Genomic DNA, 14,799 nt, shown 5'->3' on the forward strand with positions numbered 1-14,799 from the left:
CTCATCACTTGGGCTGGAAGCGGATACCGCCGTCGAACCTGATGACCTCGGCGTTCATGTAGTCGTTCTCGATCAGCGAGCGCACCAGGTGGGCGAACTCGTCGGGGCGGCCCATGCGCTTGGGGAAGACGACGGGGGCGACGAGCTTGGCCTTGAACTCCTCGGCGGCGTCGCCGGCGAAGCCGTAGATCGGGGTGTCGATGATGCCGGGGCAGATGGTGTTGACGCGCACGCCGATGGCGGCCAGGTCGCGGGCCGCGGGCACGGTCATGCCCACGATGCCGCCCTTGGACGCGGAGTAGGCGAGCTGCCCGGTCTGGCCCTCCAGCGCCGCGACGGAGGCGGTGTTGACGACCACGCCCCTGTGCCCGTCCTCGGAGACGGGCTCGGTCCTGGCGATGGCGGCCGCGCCGATGCGCATGAGGTTGAAGGTGCCGATCAGGTTGACCTCGATGACCTTGCGGTAGCTGGCCAGGCTGTGCGGGGCGCCCTCACGGTTGACGGTGCGCTCGGCCCAGCCGATGCCCGCGCTGTTGACGATCACGCGGACCGGCTTGCCGGTGGCCACGGCCGCGTCGACGGCGGCCTGGACCTCGGCCTCGTCCGACACGTCCGTCCTGACGAAGACGCCGCCGAGTTCGTCGGCGATCGCCTTGCCGCGCTCCTCGTTGAGGTCGGCGATGACCACGGTCGCGCCCTGCCGGGCGAGCTCGCGGGCCGTGGCCTCGCCCAGGCCGCTCGCCCCGCCCGAGATGATTGCTACTGCTCCGTTGACGTCCATGTCACGGACCTTAACGCGAGAACCGAACGAAGTTCTACTTCGAGTGGCTCAAATCTCTCCCCGCCGGTCCGCCCGGCCCCGCCGGTCAGATCGCGCCCACCGCCGTGTCGACGTCGGGGTAGACCTTGATGCGGCGGTCGAGGCCGGTGGTGCGCAGGATGCGGGCCACGGGCGCCTGGGGCGCGGCCAGCGACACGCACCCACCCTCACCCGTCGCCAGGCGCCACGCCTCGATCAGCACCGACAGACCGCTGGAGTCCATGAACGACAGCGCCTGGAGATCGAGCACCAGCCGCGCGCCGTCCTGTTTGATCGCGTCGCGGACCTCGTCACGGAGGAATGGCGCGGTGAAGAGATCGAGCTCACCCTCCACCGCGACCACCACGGCGTCTCCCATGGCATGGCGCGCCAGCCGTAGCTTCATTCGGCCCTCCTCGATGAGCCACTGTACTTCGACATCCCCCGACGAGCGGCATGGACAAACTACGCTCACCAACGTGCGGGCAGCGGAATGCCCGGCCGAGGAGCGCCGCGGACGGCGAGGGCGGCCGCCCGGCGGTCACCCACGCGTCTCGGCGGTCCCGGGAGCCTCAGGGACGGCGAAGCCGTACGGCAGCTCGAGGCGGTGCTCGGCCAGCAGCGCGGAGTCGGACAGCAGGCGGGGGGTCGGCCCGTCGGCGGCGATCACCCCGCCGGACAGGATCAGCGAGCGCTCGCACAGCTCCAGCGCGTACGGCAGGTCGTGGGTGACCATCAGCACGGTCACGTCGAGCGAGCGCAGGATCTCGGCCAGCTCCCTGCGCGCCGCCGGGTCGAGGTTGGACGACGGCTCGTCGAGCACCAGGATCTCCGGCTCCATGACGAGCACGGTGGCCACCGCGACCCGCCTGCGCTGGCCGAAGGACAGGTGGTGCGGCGGCCGGTCGAGATGGTCGGCCATGCCCACCCTGTCGAGCGCGTTCTTGACCCTGTGCTCCAGCTCCTCGCCCCTGACGCCCATGTTGGCGGGGCCGAAGGCGACGTCGTCGCGCACGGTCGGCATGAACAGCTGGTCGTCGGGGTCCTGGAAGACCAGCCCCACCCGCTGCCTGATCTCCTTGAGGGTGTCGGCCCGCACCGGGGTGCCGGCGACGCTGACCGTGCCGTGTCCGGCGGTCAGGATGCCGTTGAGGTGCATGACCAGGGTGGTCTTGCCCGCGCCGTTCGGCCCGAGCAGGGCGACGCGCTCGCCGCGCCCGATCGTGAGGTTCACCCCGAACAGCGCCTGCGTGCCGTCGGGATAGGCGTAGGCGAGCTCGCTCACCTCAAGGGACTTCACCACAGTGACACTCCAAGGACGGCCAGCGCCGTGACGGGCAGGGCCAGCGCGGTCCCCCACTGCCGCCCCGATCCGGAGACATCGTGGATGAGCGGCAGCGAGCCGCTGTACCCCCGGCTGAGCATAGCCAGGTGCACCCGCTCCCCCCGCTCGTAGGAGCGGATGAACAGCGCGCCGGCCGACCTGGCGATCACCGGGATCTGGGTGAGGTTGCGCGCCTCGAAGCCCCTGGCCTCCCGCGCCACCCGCATCCGCCGCATCTCGTCCACGATCACGTCCATGTACCGCAGCATGAACATCGCGATCTGCACCAGCAACGACGGCAGCCGCAGCCGCTGGGCGCCGAGCAGGATCATCCGCGGTTCGGTGGTGGCGGCCAGCAGGATGGAGGCGACGACGCCGAGGGAGGCCTTGGCCAGGATGTTCCACGCCGCCCACAGTCCCGGCACGCTGAGCGAGAGCCCGAGGACCTCGGTCCGCTCCCCCATCCCGATGATCGGGATCGCCAGCGCGAACAGCACGAACGGGATCTCGATCGCCATCCGCCTGACCACGTGGGCGGCGGGCACCCGCGCGACGCCCGCCGTGAGCGCCAGCAGCAGCGCGTAGCAGCCGAAGGCCCAGAAGGCCTCGCGCGGCGTGGCCACGACGACGCCCGCGAAGGCCAGCATCGCCACCAGCTTGCACTGCGGCGGCAGCCGGTGGACGGGCGAGTCGCCGGGCCGGTAGAGCTGGTGGTGGTGCCCCGCGCCCATCTCTAGACCCCGGCTCCCGCGCGGCGGCGGGCCGCGAAGGCGACGGCGCCGGCGACGAGCAGCGTGATGCCGACGCCGACGACCCCCGCGACGCCGACGGGCACGCCGCCGACGTCGCCGTAGTCGGCCAGGGCCCACGAGCCGAACAGGTGGTCGGTGGCCTGGTCGAGGAAGCCCTTGTTCTCGGCGACCGCCTCCAGGCCGTCGGGGTCGGCGGAGGCGAAGAAGGAGACCACGCCGGCCAGCACGAGCGTCAGGCCGACGCCGCCGAGCAGGAACGGCCTGCCGCCGGTGGCGGGCTTGGCCGCGGGGGCCGCGCCGACGGGCGAGGTCGTGCCGTCGGCGCCCTTCAGGACGAGCGGGGCGGCCAGGCCGCGGGCGCCGTAGACCAGGTCGGGCCGTACGGCCAGCACCGCGCCGACGGTCGCGGTGGTGATGAGGGCCTCACCGATGCCGATGAGCACGTGGACGCCACCCATGGCCCCGGCGACGGCGGCGGCGTCGATCGGGGCGGTGCCGCCGACCGCGAACAGCAGCGAGAAGGCCAGCGCGGAGGCGGGCACCGAGACCAGAGCGGCGAGGAAGGCGGCCGCGCCGACCGCCGCCTTGCCCTTCGCCGCCCTGGTGACCAGGCGGAACAGACCCCACCCGACCAGTACGGTGACCACGCCCATGATCACGATGTTGATGCCGAGCGCGGTCAGGCCGCCGTCGGCGAAGAAGACGCATTGGACGAGCAGCACCACGGCCATGCACAACACGCCGGTGTAGGGTCCGACGAGTATCGCGGCCAGCGCCCCGCCCAGCAGGTGGCCGCTGGTGCCGGCGGCGACGGGGAAGTTGAGCATCTGGACGGCGAAGATGAAGGCGGCGACCAGCCCCGCCATGGGCGCGGTGCGGTCGTCGAGCTCCCGCCGGGCGCCGCGCAGGCAGACCGCCACCCCGGCGGCCGCGACGACGCCTGCCGAGACGGATGTAGCGGCATTGAAGAAGCCATCGGGTACGTGCACGACCAAGCCTCCAGTAAGCGGACGAAACTCCCCTACTTTAAGTCAAGGCTTTGCAGTTGCACATGTCTAGCAATTACCCGCGGCGGATCAGCCTTCGCACGAGCGCCCGAGGCGTGATCTTACGGACGACCGTGCTCAGCCTGCCCTTGCCCGCCGTCGCGTACGGCCGGACGCTGCTGCGCACGGGGCCCCGCCACCAGCTGCGCGGCTCGGCCACCGTGCCGGCGTCGACCTCGATCCTGAACCGCGCGGGCGGCCCGCCCAGCTCCAGCTCCAGGTAGGCGTCCCAGGTGCCGGGGGCGAACCTGCCGATCGCGGGCTTGGCCACGAACACGCCGCCGGGCAGCGCCACCACCGGCTCGACGCGCTCCCTGCCGCTGTGGCGCTCCCTCCAGACCAGTTGCTTGACCGCGCCCGCCTCGGGGATCCCGCCGCCGCCCACGGTGATCTCCCCGTCGAGGAGGAGGCGGTGCCCCAGGATCCACCGGGTGCGGGTGAGCCGCGCGCTGCCCGGCACGGTGAGCACGTGCCCGCCGACGTCGACGCTGAGGTTGCCGTTGGTCCTGGTGAAGTACGGCAGCGCCACCGCGCTGCCCACCAGGCGGGGAGCCGGCCTGGTGATGCCGCCGTCGCGGTCGGCGCCCAGCCTGCCCAGGCGGATGACGCCCTCGCACTCGACGGCGACGTAGAAGTCCCACACGCCGGACGACAGCTCGCCGGGGTCGACGCTCGCGATGAAGCCGCCGTCGCCCACGGGGTCGGCCGGCAGGACCAGCTCTCCGCCCTGCTCCTGCCGGGAGCGCAGGACGAGCGCGACACCGCCGGCGGCGTGCTGGCCGTCGAGCGCCGCCTCGCCCTCCACGACCAGCCTGTCGCTCTCCCAACGCAGCCCGGTCAGGCGGCGGCACACGACGGCGGCCTCGATGCCGGCCAGCCGTACGAGCCTGTCGATGTCGTCGAGCGCCGCCAGGCGCTGGCGGTCGGTCGTGGTGAGCCGGTCGGTGACGCCCGGCGTCAGCCACCGGTCGCACAGGACGGCCACCTCGTGGGCGATCTCCTTGCGCCGCATGTCGTCGGCAGCCAGGAAGGGGGCGCCGAGCTGGGCGAAGATGTCGAGCCTGAAGTGGCGGCGGAGCAGGTGGTCGCGCAGCGGCCCCGGCCCGATGTGCGCGGTCATCAGCTCGATGGGCTTGCCGATCATGGCCAGCCAGCCGAGCGGGTCGCGACTGGCCGGCTGCTGCATGATGCTGCTGCCGTCGGGCCTGGCGACCAGGTGGTAGCAGTCGTAGTCGGCCACGACAGAGATGATCTCGGCGTGGCAGTAGGCGTGGACGCTGAAGACGATGTCCTCGCCGATCAGCTGCCCCTCGGCGAACCTGATGCCGTGCCGGTCGAGCATCTCCCTGCGGTAGAGCTTGAAGCAGCTCAGGCTGTTGTAGACGGCGCTGTCGCCCAGGTCGACCCGGTCGGTGCTGTGCAGGAACATCGAGACCGGCGCGCGGCGGCCGTGCCCGACGATCTTGCCGAGCACGATGTCGGCGGCGTTCTTGTCGGCCATGGCGACCATGCGCTCGAGCGCCTCGGGACCGAGGTAGTCGTCGGCGTCGCAGAAGAACACGTAGCGGCCCCGAGCGTGCTCCAGCCCGGTGTTGCGGGGGCCGCCCGCGCCGATCGGGTGCTCCTTGCGCACGACCCTGACCACGCCGCGGTGGTAGTGGGAGTAGAGCTCGAGCAGTTCGGCGCTGCCGTCGGTGGAGCCGTCGTCGACGACGACGATCTCCTTCTTCACCCGCTGGACCAGTGCGGAGGTCAGGCTGCGATCGAGATAGTCACGGCAGTCGCGGACGGGGATGATGACGCTGACGTCCACGCCGCCCTCTTCGCATCCGGTCGGTCGTTCAGCCACAGCCGCGCCCCTCAGCCGTCACGTTCCGCTAGCCCTTGAATTCAGTATGTGACGAGACTGCGGGTTCGCGCGGGCAATCCGGCGTGTTGACGGCTTTACTTTCGGGACAACCGACATATCACCCGGCGATGCAAATTTGCTGATTAAGCAGGGTGAATTGCGGCTCGGCGGGGGCGCTGAATTCCCCTGCGGCGTAGAGATTCATCCCTGCAGGGAACAGTGCCCTACCCCCTGCCCACCTGGGTGATCCCAAGACGGGAATGACGCGTCTACACTCAGGCAACCTTGATCTGAGAGGTGGCGGAAATGGGAACGGAACTCAGCCGTGAGACGACCGAGGATCCAGCCGTGCGCTCCGCCGAGCGCATCGTCTCCTCCGCACGGCTCGCCGAGCTCTACGAGTGCTCGGCACTGCTGCGCCGTACGCGTCAGCGGGCGGAGCAGATCGTGAACGAGGCGCGCGCCATGCTCGCCGAGGCCGAGCTCTACGGCGACCCCATCAGAGTGCTCGCGCTCAGCTCCCAACTCGAGGAGGCGCGCGCCGCCTACCGCAAGATCCTGCAGGCCTACACCACCATTTGCCGCAAGATCGGCGAGGAGCGCAACGCCATCATCATGTCCCAGGTCAAGGAGACCAGAGAAGCCGTGCAGGAGGGCTTGTCAGGTGTCGCCTGACGGGATTACTGTCAGGCCATGCCTGACAGCTGGAAGGACAAGCTCCGCTGCTCGTTCTGCCACAAGAAGAGCGCGGACGTCGGCAAGCTCATCGCGGGCCCGGGAGTGCACATCTGCGACCAGTGCGTCGCCCTCTGCAACGAGATCCTCGAGACAGAGCGCCTCAGCGCGCCGTCGGAGCCGCGCCTGCCCATGTGGGAGGAGATGTCCGTCGAGCAGATCCTCGACCACCTTCCCAAGATCGCGGCGGTCCAGGTGCAGATCGACGACAACCTGCACGACTGGGTGCGCCACCTCCGCACCCGCGACGTGAGCTGGGAACGCATCGGCGCGTCCCTGAACATGACCCGCCAGTCGGCCTGGGAGAGGTTCAGATAACCGGCCCAGGTAACCGTCCGGGTATCCCGTCCGGGTAACCCGTCCGGGTAACCCGTCCGGTAAACCACTGTGACTGCTGGGGCGTCCCCTGATCAGGGAGGCCCACCATGCACGTACTCGAGGGCCTCGCGGCGCCCGACCTGGCCGAGCTCGCGATCGAGCTCCTGCTGGTCGCCGCGCTGCACGAGGAGGCCGAACGGCTCACCGCCGAATGAACGGGCTCCAGCTCCCCGGCCGCCGCCGGGGAGCTGGAGCAGGGGGCTCAGCCGGGAAGACCCGAGTCGAGCCTTCGTTTCTTCAGCGCCAGGTGCAGGTGGAGCCTGGTCATGCCGTCGTCGAGGTCGGCGCCCAGCGCCTCGGCGATGCGGCCGAGCCGGTAGTACAGGGTCGTCCGGTGCAGGTGCAGCGCCGCTGCGGCGCGCTGGGCGTTGCCGCCGAGGTCCAGGTAGGTCTCCAGGGTGTGCGCCTGCTCGCCGTCCAGCCCGGCCAGCGGATCGTCCGCCGCGCCGAGCAGCGTCAGGTACGGCCCCAGCCCCGCCCACGACACCTGGCGCGGCAGCGCGGGGTCGGCGGCGGCCAGGTGGGCGGCGGTCAGCGCCTGGCGGTAGGCCTCAGGAGCCGCCTCGGGCGCCATCGCCTCGCTGTAGCCGCGGGTGACGCCGTCCTCGTCCGGCATGGCGTCGGCGGGCTGGCGGAGCAGGTAGGCGGCGTGGGTGTCGGTCCGCAAGCCGCCGATGGCATGGCGTTCCGGCCGGCCGGAGCCGGGAAGCACGACGCACACCTGGATGAGTCTGGGGGTCGTCCGGTTCCAGCCCTGCCCCGTGGTCAGCAGGCGGCGGACCATCGCGTCGGGGTCCTCGTGCCAGGCGGCCGCCAGCTCGCGGGCGGTCTCCTCGGCCAGCGCGAGCGCCTTGCCGTCCAGCGTCTGGTCGGGGTCGAGCAGCCACAGGTAGCCGAGCGCGCGCCCGCCGTCCCTGATGGGCACGCAGACCCTGGCCCCCATGCCGAGCTCCTCGTTGGCCGGCACCCGGACGGGTGCCGTGGCCGCGGCGATGCCGTGCAGGTCCTGCCAGCGGCTGATCTCGGGCGCGACCTGCCGGGAGAGGATCGCGGCGACCCGCACCGGATCGGCGTCGGCGTGCCGCGAGCTGTAGGCGATCAGCCGGCCGTCGGGGTCGTCGACGGTGACGCTCCGCTCGATGGCCGCGGCGAGCGCGTCGAGCCATGCCTGCATTCCGACAAGTGTAGGAGCGGGTCCCTTCATCCACACCATGTGCCCGCCGCGACGTGCTGCTTACCCTGGCCCCATGCTCGCCCCTCGCTCCTGGGTTCCCGCCGCCGCCGACGATCTCGTTCAGCACGGCGCGGCCGCCGTCTCCTCGCAGCCCGCCTCGGCCACGCTGGCCGAGATCGAGCGGCTCACCACCCGCAGCCACGAGATCCACGACGTGGAGTGCGTCAACCTCAACCCCGCGACCAACGTCATGAACCCGCGCGCCGAGGCGCTGCTGTCGGCCGGGCTCGGCTCCAGGCCCTCCCTCGGCTACCCGGGTGAGAAGTACGAGACCGGCCTCGAGGCCATCGAGCAGATCGAGATCATCGCCGCCGAGCTGGCCGCCGAGGTGTTCTCGGCCCGCTACGCCGAGGTCCGCGTGGGCTCGGGCGCGCTGGCCAACCTCTACGCGTTCATGGCCACCTGCAAGCCGGGCGACACGATCATCGCCCCGCCGCCCGCCATCGGCGGACACGTCACCCACCACGCGGCGGGCGCGGCCGGCCTGTACGGCCTGACCACCGTCGACGCCCCCGTCGCGGCCGACGGCTACACCGTCGACGTCGCCGCGCTGCGCGAGCTCGCCGTACGGGTCAGGCCCAGACTGATCACCCTCGGCGGCAGCCTCAACCCCTTCCCCCACCCGGTGTCCGCCGTCCGTGAGATCGCCGACGAGGTGGGGGCCCTGCTGCTGTTCGACGCGGCCCACGTGTGCGGGATGATCGCCGGCGGCGTCTGGCCGAACCCGCTGGCCCAGGGCGCGCACCTCATGACGATGAGCACCTACAAGAGCCTGGGCGGCCCGGCCGGCGGCCTGGTCGTCACCGACTCGGCCGCGCTGGCCGAACGCCTCGACGCGATCGCCTATCCGGGGCTCACCGCCAACTTCGACGCGGGCCGTACGGCGGCGCTGGCCGTCGCGCTGCTGGACTGGAAGGTGGCGGGCAAGGCCTACGCGGAGATGATGGTGAGCACCGCCCACCAGCTGGCGACCAGCCTGCAGGAGCTCGGCCTGCCCGTCTTCGGCGGCGGCACCAACTCCCACCAGTTCGCGCTCGTCGCTCCCCGGGGCGGCCAGGCCGCGGCCCGCCGCATGCGCCGAGCCAACCTGCTGGCCTGCGGCATCGGCCTGCCGGCCGCCCCGGTCGAGGGCGACGTCAACGGGCTGCGCCTGGGCACGCCCGAGGTGGCGCGGCTGGGCATGACGGAGGAGGACATGCCCGTGCTGGCCGCGTTCGTGGCCCGCAGCCTCGACCCGTCCGTGGATCCCGCGACGGTCGCGCCCGAGGTCACCCAGTGGCGGCGCGGCTTCTCCGGGGTCCACTTCACCTGCTGACCTCCCGCAGACCCCCGGTCCCCCTCACAGGCCTGCCCGGGCCCGCGACGCTCGCCGTCGCCGGCCTGGGCAGGCTCACGGTGACGGCCAGGCCGCCGTCCGGCCTGGGCAGCGCGGTGATGGTGCCGCCGTGCGCGTCGACGATGGCCCGCACGATCGACAGCCCGAGCCCGGCGCCCCTGTCGGAGCGCACGCGCTCCCCCGCCAGCCGCCGGAACGGCTCGAACAGGCCGTCCACGTCGTACGGCGCGACCACGGGCCCGGTGTTCTCCACCGTGACGAGCCCGTCGGCCGACACCCTGATCCAGACCTGGCCGTCGCGCACGTTGTACTTGATCGCGTTCTCCACGAGGTTGAACAGGCAGCGCTCCAGGAACAGCGGATCGGCCTCGACCTCGGCGTCCGACAGGTCCTGGTGGATCGTGACCCGGCGCCTGCGCGGCTGCAGGTCGACCTGCTCCAGCACGGTGCGGACGATGTGGCGCAGCTCGACCGGGCGGCGCGCGGTGAGCTCCTGCTCCGACTGGGCCAGCAGCAGCAGGCCCTCGATCAGCCGCTCGTAGCGGGCGTTGGTGCCCAGCAACGCCCGTGCCAGCGCCTTCAGGTCGGCGGAGGCCTCCGGCTCCTCCAGCGACACCTCCAGGACCGTGCGGTTGATCGCCAGGGGCGTGCGCAGCTCGTGGGAGGCGTTGGAGATGAACCTGCGCTGGGCGTCGAACGCCCTGTGCAGCCGGTCGAGCATCGCGTCGAAGGTGTCGGCCAGGCGCTTGACCTCGTCGTCGGGTCCGTCCAGGCCGATGCGCTCGTGCAGGGTGCTCTCCGACAGGCGCTGCGCGGTCTCGGTCACCCGGTCGATCGGCCGCAGCGCGCGGTCGGCCACCAGGTAGGCGAGGATCACCGCGATGATCCCGATGAGAATCATGATCATGAGCGAGTAGCGCAGCATCTCGTCCAGCACCTCGGCGGCGCGTACGCCCACCTCGCGCTTCATCGTGGTCTGCAGCTGCTCCTTGGACGGCAGCGCCGCGCCCGGGCCGACCTTGGCGAACGCCAGGACGAACTGCTTGCTCAACGCGCTGGACGTCAGCAGGTAGGTGAACCAGAGCAGCAGCGATCCGGCCACGAAGAACAGCACGCCGTACAGGACGGTGAGCCTGGCGCGCAGCCCGAGCCTCACAGCCGGTACCCCTTGCCCGGCACGTTCCCGACGAGGGCGGGACCGCCGAGCTTCCTGCGCAGCGCGGTCATGGTGACGCGCAGGACAGCGGTGTCGGTGCCCGCGTACTCGTCCCACACCCTGCGGCGCAGCTCCGCCGAGGTCACCAGCGCGCCTTCGGCGCGCATCAGCTCCCACAGCAGGTCGAACTCCTTGCGGCTGAGCGACACGGGCCGCCCGTCCCTGGTCACCGTACGGCGGGCGGGGTCGAGCCTGATCCCGGCCCGCTCCAGCACCGGCGGCGCGGCGGGCGAGCTGCGGCGGGCCAGGGTCCTGATCCTGGCCACCAGCTCGGCGAAGGCGAACGGCTTGACCAGGTAGTCGTCCGCGCCGAGGGTCAGCCCTTCGACCTTGTCGCGCACCTGTCCGGCCGCCGTGAGCATGAGGATCCTGCTCCTGCCGGCCAGTTCCTCGCAGACGTCGTCGCCGTGCACCTCGGGCAGGTCCCTGTCGAGGACGACGACGTCGTAGTCGGTGTGGGAGGCGCGTTCGAGCGCCTCCTGGCCGTCGTAGGCCACGTCGACGGCCATGGCCTGCAGCCGCAGCCCGCGCGCCACGGCGTCGGCCAGCTGTTCCTCGTCTTCCACGATGAGCACCCGCATGATGACGAGCGTGCAGCACCGCCTGTTAGCCGTGAGTAAGCCACTTATCCGGCTTTAGCGCTCCCTTCAGTGAAGTGTGCGGCATGAGAAGACACCTCCTCGTGGCCGCGCTGCCACTCCTGCTCGCCGCCGCGTGCGGCTCGACCCCCTCCACCACCGCGCAGGTCGCCGGCGTCGGCGAGAGCGCCACCGCCGCCGCCAGGCCGAGCGCCTCGGCCACCATGGACAGGAACACCGCCCAGCTCAAGTTCGCCCAGTGCATGCGCGAGAACGGCGTCGACATGCCCGATCCCGACGGCAGCGGAGGCGTGCGCATCCAGGCCAAGAAGGGCGAGCAGGCCAAGACCGAGGCCGCGATGAAGGCCTGCAAGCAGTACCTCGACCAGGCGGCGGGCGAGCGCAAGGCCATGGACCCCGCCCAGCGCGACCAGATGCTGAAGTTCGCCCAGTGCATGCGCGAGAACGGCGTCAAGATGGAGGACCCGAGCGCCGACGGCATGGTGAGGATCACCGGGGCCGAGGGCGGCGAGCAGGCGATGAAGGTCGCCCAGGAGGCCTGCAAGGAGTTCGCGCCCGGCGCGCTGAGGGGGAACGGCTCGTGAGAAGGGTCGCCCTCGCCGGTGCCTGCCTCCTCGCGGTCGCGGTGGCGGGCGCGGCGGTGGCCGTCCTGGCCGACGGCGGCACCGGCGCGGCGGCCCCCGCGGCGGCGGCCGTACCGGCCACGGCGCCGATCACCAGGCAGGACCTGATCGACACCAAGACGGTCGACGGCGCCCTCACCTACGAGGGCGAGCGCCAGGTGGCCGCGGGCGCGGCGGGCACGCTGACCTGGCTCCCCGACGAGGGCGCGGTCGTGAGGCGGGGCCGGTCCCTGTTCAGGACCGACCGCCGCCCCACGGTCCTCATGTACGGCAAGCTCCCCCTCTACCGCACCCTCCAGCTCGGCGTCGGCGACGGCCCGGACGTCGAGCAGCTCGAACGCAACCTCGCCGCGCTCGGCTACGACGGCTTCACCGTGGACGACGAGTTCACCTACGCCACCTACCAGGCCGTCGTCGAGTGGCAGGAGGACAGGGGCCTGCCCGAGACGGGACGGGTGGACGCCGCCCAGGTGGTGTTCCTGCCGTCGGCCGTCAGGGTGACCGGCGTCCGGGGCGAGGTCGGCGGCAGGGCCGCCCACGGCCGGCAGGTGCTGGCGGTCAGCGGCCTGGACAGGGTGGTCCACGTGGACCTCGACACCGACGACCAGACCCTGGCCAGGAAGGGGGCCAAGGTCACCGTCGAGCTGCCGGGCGGCGAGAAGGCGGCCGGGCGGATCACCTCGGTCGGCACGGTCGCCAAGACGGTCAAGGAGAGCACGACCGTCGATGTCGACATCACCCTGGACAAGGCCCCCCGCACCAAGCTGGACCAGGCGCCGGTCGAGGTCGAGCTGGTCAGCGAGCGGCGCGAGGACGTGCTGGCCGTACCGGTGGAGGCGCTGCTCGCGCTGCGCGAGGGCGGGTTCGGCGTCGAGGTCGTCGAGGGCGCCCGCACCAGGCTCGTGCCGGTCGAGGTCGGCGCGTTCGGCAGCGGCATGGTCGAGATCACCGGCGCGGGGCTGGCCGAGGGGATGAAGGTCGGGGTGCCCGCCGAATGAGCATCATCGAGCTGCGCGGAGTCACCAAGACCTACAACGGCACCGTCCACGCGCTGCGCGGGGTGGATCTGACGGTCGACTCCGGCGAGCTGCTGGCGATCATCGGGCCTTCCGGCTCGGGCAAGTCCACGATGCTGCAGATCATCGGCACCCTCGACCGGCCGACGGCGGGAAGCGTGCGGATCGCCGGGCACGACGTCCTGGGGCTGAGCGACCGCCGGCTGTCCGCGCTGCGCGCCCGGCACCTCGGCTTCGTCTTCCAGCAGTTCCACCTGTCGCCGGGGGTGAGCGCGCTGGACAACGTGGCCGACGGAATGCTCTACACCGGCACCCCGCTGCGCGTCCGGCGCGAGCGGGCGGCCGCGGCGCTGGACCGGGTGGGCCTCGGCCACCGGCTCGGCCACAAGCCGAACCAGATGTCGGGCGGCGAGCAGCAGCGCGTCGCCGTGGCCAGGGCCGTCGTGGGCGACCCGCCCCTGCTGCTGGCCGACGAGCCGACGGGCAACCTCGACTCGGCGGCGGGAGCCGAGGTCCTGAAGATCATCAAAGAGCTCAGCGAGGCGGGGACGACCATCGCGATCATCACGCACGACAGCGAGATCGCCGAGTGGTGTCCCCGGCAGGTGCGGGTCAGGGACGGGCTGGTGCTCCCATGAGACCGGCCAGGCTGAGCCTCCGCGACGTCCTCAGGGTCGGGGCGTCGGGGCTGCGGGCCCGCCCGGCCAGGGTGATCCTGTCGGCGCTCGGGATCGCCATCGGGATCGCCACGATGATCGCGGTCATCGGCATCTCGTCGTCCTCGCGGGAGCAACTGCTGCGCCAGCTCGACAAGCTGGGCACCAACATGCTGACCGTCTCGGCGGGCAACACCGTCTTCGGCGAGCCCGCCAAGCTGCCGCGCACCGCGGTCGACATGGTCTCCCGCATCGGCCCCGTCTTCTCCGCCGCCGCGACGGGGTCGGCCCCGGCGACCGTACGGCGGACCTCCCACATCGACGAGGCGGTGACCGGCGGCATCAGCGTCCAGGCGGCGACCACGTCCCTGCTGGAGACGCTGGAGGGCACGGTGGCGAAGGGCACCTGGCTGAACGACGCCACCTCCCGCCAGCCCGCCGTCGTCCTCGGCGCCAAGGCCGCCGAACGGCTGGGCATCACCCGCACCGGCGTGCGGGTGTGGATGGGCGGGCGCTGGTTCACGGTGATCGGGATCCTCCGCCCCACGCCGCTCGCCCCCGAGATCGAACGGTCGGCGCTCGTCGGCTTCCCCGTCGCCGAGGAACATCTCGGCTTCGACGGGCACCCGACGACGATCTACGAACGGTCGGCGGAGGAGGCGGTCGAGGCCGTGCGGGACGTGCTGCCGCGCACGGTCAACCCGGAGAACCCCAACGAGGTCGACGTCAGCCGCCCGTCCGACGCGCTAGCCGCCAGGGCCGCCGCCGCGGGCGCCTTCACCAGCCTGCTGCTCGGCCTCGGCGCGGTCGCGCTGCTGGTGGGCGGGGTCGGCGTGGCCAACACCATGGTCATCTCCGTCCTCGAACGCCGCCGCGAGATCGGCCTGCGCCGCTCGCTGGGGGCGACGAGAGGGCAGATCCGCGTCCAGTTCCTGTCGGAGTCGCTGCTGCTGTCGGCGCTCGGCGGGGTGGCGGGTGCGGTCCTGGGGGCGCTGGCGACGGTCGGGTACGCGATGTCGCGGGACTGGCCGCCGGTCGTGCCCCCGTGGGCGATCGGCGGCGCGGTGGCCGCCACGCTCGTCATCGGCACCGTCGCGGGGCTCTACCCGGCCATGCGCGCGGCCCGCCTGTCGCCGACGGTGGCACTGACCACCACCTGACCGGGTACGGCGGCGGCACCGGAGTCCCCGGTGCCGCCGCCACCCGGGTTCAGGGGATACGGGGCGCCAGGCCACC

Annotated in this window: 15 protein-coding genes and 1 pseudogene; 7 read left to right on the forward strand and 9 right to left on the reverse strand. The window is 72.0% G+C overall.

The annotated features are described in order from the left end of the window. Window positions 1–4: 4 nt before the first annotated feature. From ACWDLG_RS00250 to ACWDLG_RS00275, 6 genes are all read right to left on the reverse strand, one after another. Complete coding sequence (locus ACWDLG_RS00250) at window positions 5–781, reverse strand: SDR family NAD(P)-dependent oxidoreductase (RefSeq protein ID WP_354913922.1); 777 nt, start codon at window positions 779–781, stop codon at window positions 5–7. Window positions 782–866: 85 nt separating this feature from the next. Next, a complete protein-coding gene (locus ACWDLG_RS00255) occupies window positions 867–1,205 on the reverse strand; it encodes an STAS domain-containing protein (RefSeq protein WP_354913924.1) in 339 nt (112 codons plus the stop codon). A 135-nt stretch (window positions 1,206–1,340) separates the two neighbouring features. After that, window positions 1,341–2,102, reverse strand: coding sequence for an energy-coupling factor ABC transporter ATP-binding protein (locus ACWDLG_RS00260; RefSeq protein ID WP_449914283.1), 762 nt, complete (start codon window positions 2,100–2,102; stop codon window positions 1,341–1,343). Continuing rightward, entirely contained in the window at window positions 2,096–2,854 is a 759-nt protein-coding gene (gene cbiQ, locus ACWDLG_RS00265; protein ID WP_354913927.1) for a cobalt ECF transporter T component CbiQ, read from the reverse strand. The genes ACWDLG_RS00260 and cbiQ overlap by 7 nt, the downstream gene beginning before the upstream one ends. 2 nt (window positions 2,855–2,856) lie before the next feature. Next, window positions 2,857–3,864, reverse strand: coding sequence for an energy-coupling factor ABC transporter permease (locus ACWDLG_RS00270; protein ID WP_449914287.1), 1,008 nt, complete (start codon window positions 3,862–3,864; stop codon window positions 2,857–2,859). 73 nt (window positions 3,865–3,937) lie between these two features. Then, window positions 3,938–5,734: a glycosyltransferase family 2 protein gene (locus ACWDLG_RS00275; protein ID WP_449914289.1), complete on the reverse strand. Its 1,797-nt coding sequence runs from the start codon at window positions 5,732–5,734 to the stop codon at window positions 3,938–3,940. Between the two features lie 342 nt (window positions 5,735–6,076). Between ACWDLG_RS00275 and ACWDLG_RS00280 the strand changes: the two genes are divergently transcribed. Together ACWDLG_RS00280 and ACWDLG_RS00285 are read left to right on the forward strand one after the other, a co-directional pair. Further along, window positions 6,077–6,445, forward strand: coding sequence for a hypothetical protein (locus tag ACWDLG_RS00280; protein ID WP_449914291.1), 369 nt, complete (start codon window positions 6,077–6,079; stop codon window positions 6,443–6,445). Between the two features lie 18 nt (window positions 6,446–6,463). After that, window positions 6,464–6,616: pseudogene (locus ACWDLG_RS00285) on the forward strand (ClpX C4-type zinc finger protein); the annotation flags it as partial. 469 nt (window positions 6,617–7,085) lie between these two features. Here ACWDLG_RS00285 and ACWDLG_RS00290 read toward each other — a convergent pair. Further along, window positions 7,086–8,057 carry a helix-turn-helix domain-containing protein gene (locus ACWDLG_RS00290; protein ID WP_354913935.1) on the reverse strand — a complete coding sequence of 324 codons (972 nt, stop codon included), beginning with the start codon at window positions 8,055–8,057 and terminating at the stop codon, window positions 7,086–7,088. A gap of 73 nt (window positions 8,058–8,130) precedes the next feature. Here ACWDLG_RS00290 and ACWDLG_RS00295 point away from each other — a divergent pair, with 73 nt between their 5' ends. Next, a complete protein-coding gene (locus ACWDLG_RS00295; protein WP_449914294.1) occupies window positions 8,131–9,432 on the forward strand; it encodes an aminotransferase class I/II-fold pyridoxal phosphate-dependent enzyme in 1,302 nt (433 codons plus the stop codon). Here ACWDLG_RS00295 and ACWDLG_RS00300 read toward each other — a convergent pair. After that, window positions 9,422–10,609: a sensor histidine kinase gene (locus ACWDLG_RS00300; RefSeq protein WP_449914296.1), complete on the reverse strand. Its 1,188-nt coding sequence runs from the start codon at window positions 10,607–10,609 to the stop codon at window positions 9,422–9,424. The genes ACWDLG_RS00295 and ACWDLG_RS00300 overlap by 11 nt on opposite strands. Further along, complete coding sequence (locus tag ACWDLG_RS00305; RefSeq protein WP_354913940.1) at window positions 10,606–11,250, reverse strand: response regulator transcription factor; 645 nt, start codon at window positions 11,248–11,250, stop codon at window positions 10,606–10,608. The genes ACWDLG_RS00300 and ACWDLG_RS00305 overlap by 4 nt, the downstream gene beginning before the upstream one ends. An 83-nt stretch (window positions 11,251–11,333) precedes the next feature. On the opposite strand from ACWDLG_RS00305, the gene ACWDLG_RS00310 reads away from it, so the two are divergent. Genes ACWDLG_RS00310 through ACWDLG_RS00325 form a run of 4 tightly spaced genes read left to right on the forward strand, consistent with a single transcriptional unit; the run spans window position 11,334 to window position 14,723 of the window. Continuing rightward, a complete protein-coding gene (locus ACWDLG_RS00310; RefSeq protein ID WP_354913942.1) occupies window positions 11,334–11,852 on the forward strand; it encodes a hypothetical protein in 519 nt (172 codons plus the stop codon). After that, window positions 11,849–12,889: a peptidoglycan-binding protein gene (locus tag ACWDLG_RS00315; protein WP_449914301.1), complete on the forward strand. Its 1,041-nt coding sequence runs from the start codon at window positions 11,849–11,851 to the stop codon at window positions 12,887–12,889. Before ACWDLG_RS00310 ends, ACWDLG_RS00315 begins: the two co-directional genes overlap by 4 nt. Further along, window positions 12,886–13,545 (forward strand): ABC transporter ATP-binding protein, encoded by a 660-nt coding sequence (locus tag ACWDLG_RS00320; protein WP_449914303.1) that lies wholly within the window; start codon window positions 12,886–12,888, stop codon window positions 13,543–13,545. Before ACWDLG_RS00315 ends, ACWDLG_RS00320 begins: the two co-directional genes overlap by 4 nt. After that, window positions 13,542–14,723, forward strand: a complete 1,182-nt coding sequence (locus ACWDLG_RS00325) for an ABC transporter permease (RefSeq protein WP_449914306.1) — start codon at window positions 13,542–13,544, stop codon at window positions 14,721–14,723. The genes ACWDLG_RS00320 and ACWDLG_RS00325 overlap by 4 nt, the downstream gene beginning before the upstream one ends. The last annotated feature ends 76 nt before the right edge of the window (window positions 14,724–14,799 follow it).

This window comes from Nonomuraea sp. NPDC003727 (assembly GCF_053586935.1).

Excerpts from the sequence above, each read along its gene's own strand:
- ACWDLG_RS00320 (WP_449914303.1), top strand. The coding sequence starts at position 12,886 with ATGAGCATCATCGAGCTGCGCGGAGTCACCAAGACCTACAACGGCACC.
- ACWDLG_RS00290 (WP_354913935.1), bottom strand. The coding sequence starts at position 8,057 with ATGCAGGCATGGCTCGACGCGCTCGCCGCGGCCATCGAGCGGAGCGTC.
- ACWDLG_RS00295 (WP_449914294.1), top strand. The coding sequence starts at position 8,131 with ATGCTCGCCCCTCGCTCCTGGGTTCCCGCCGCCGCCGACGATCTCGTT.
- ACWDLG_RS00325 (WP_449914306.1), top strand. The coding sequence starts at position 13,542 with ATGAGACCGGCCAGGCTGAGCCTCCGCGACGTCCTCAGGGTCGGGGCG.
- ACWDLG_RS00305 (WP_354913940.1), bottom strand. The coding sequence starts at position 11,250 with ATGCGGGTGCTCATCGTGGAAGACGAGGAACAGCTGGCCGACGCCGTG.
- cbiQ (WP_354913927.1), bottom strand. The coding sequence starts at position 2,854 with ATGGGCGCGGGGCACCACCACCAGCTCTACCGGCCCGGCGACTCGCCC.
- ACWDLG_RS00310 (WP_354913942.1), top strand. The coding sequence starts at position 11,334 with ATGAGAAGACACCTCCTCGTGGCCGCGCTGCCACTCCTGCTCGCCGCC.
- ACWDLG_RS00255 (WP_354913924.1), bottom strand. The coding sequence starts at position 1,205 with ATGAAGCTACGGCTGGCGCGCCATGCCATGGGAGACGCCGTGGTGGTC.
- ACWDLG_RS00280 (WP_449914291.1), top strand. The coding sequence starts at position 6,077 with ATGGGAACGGAACTCAGCCGTGAGACGACCGAGGATCCAGCCGTGCGC.
- ACWDLG_RS00250 (WP_354913922.1), bottom strand. The coding sequence starts at position 781 with ATGGACGTCAACGGAGCAGTAGCAATCATCTCGGGCGGGGCGAGCGGC.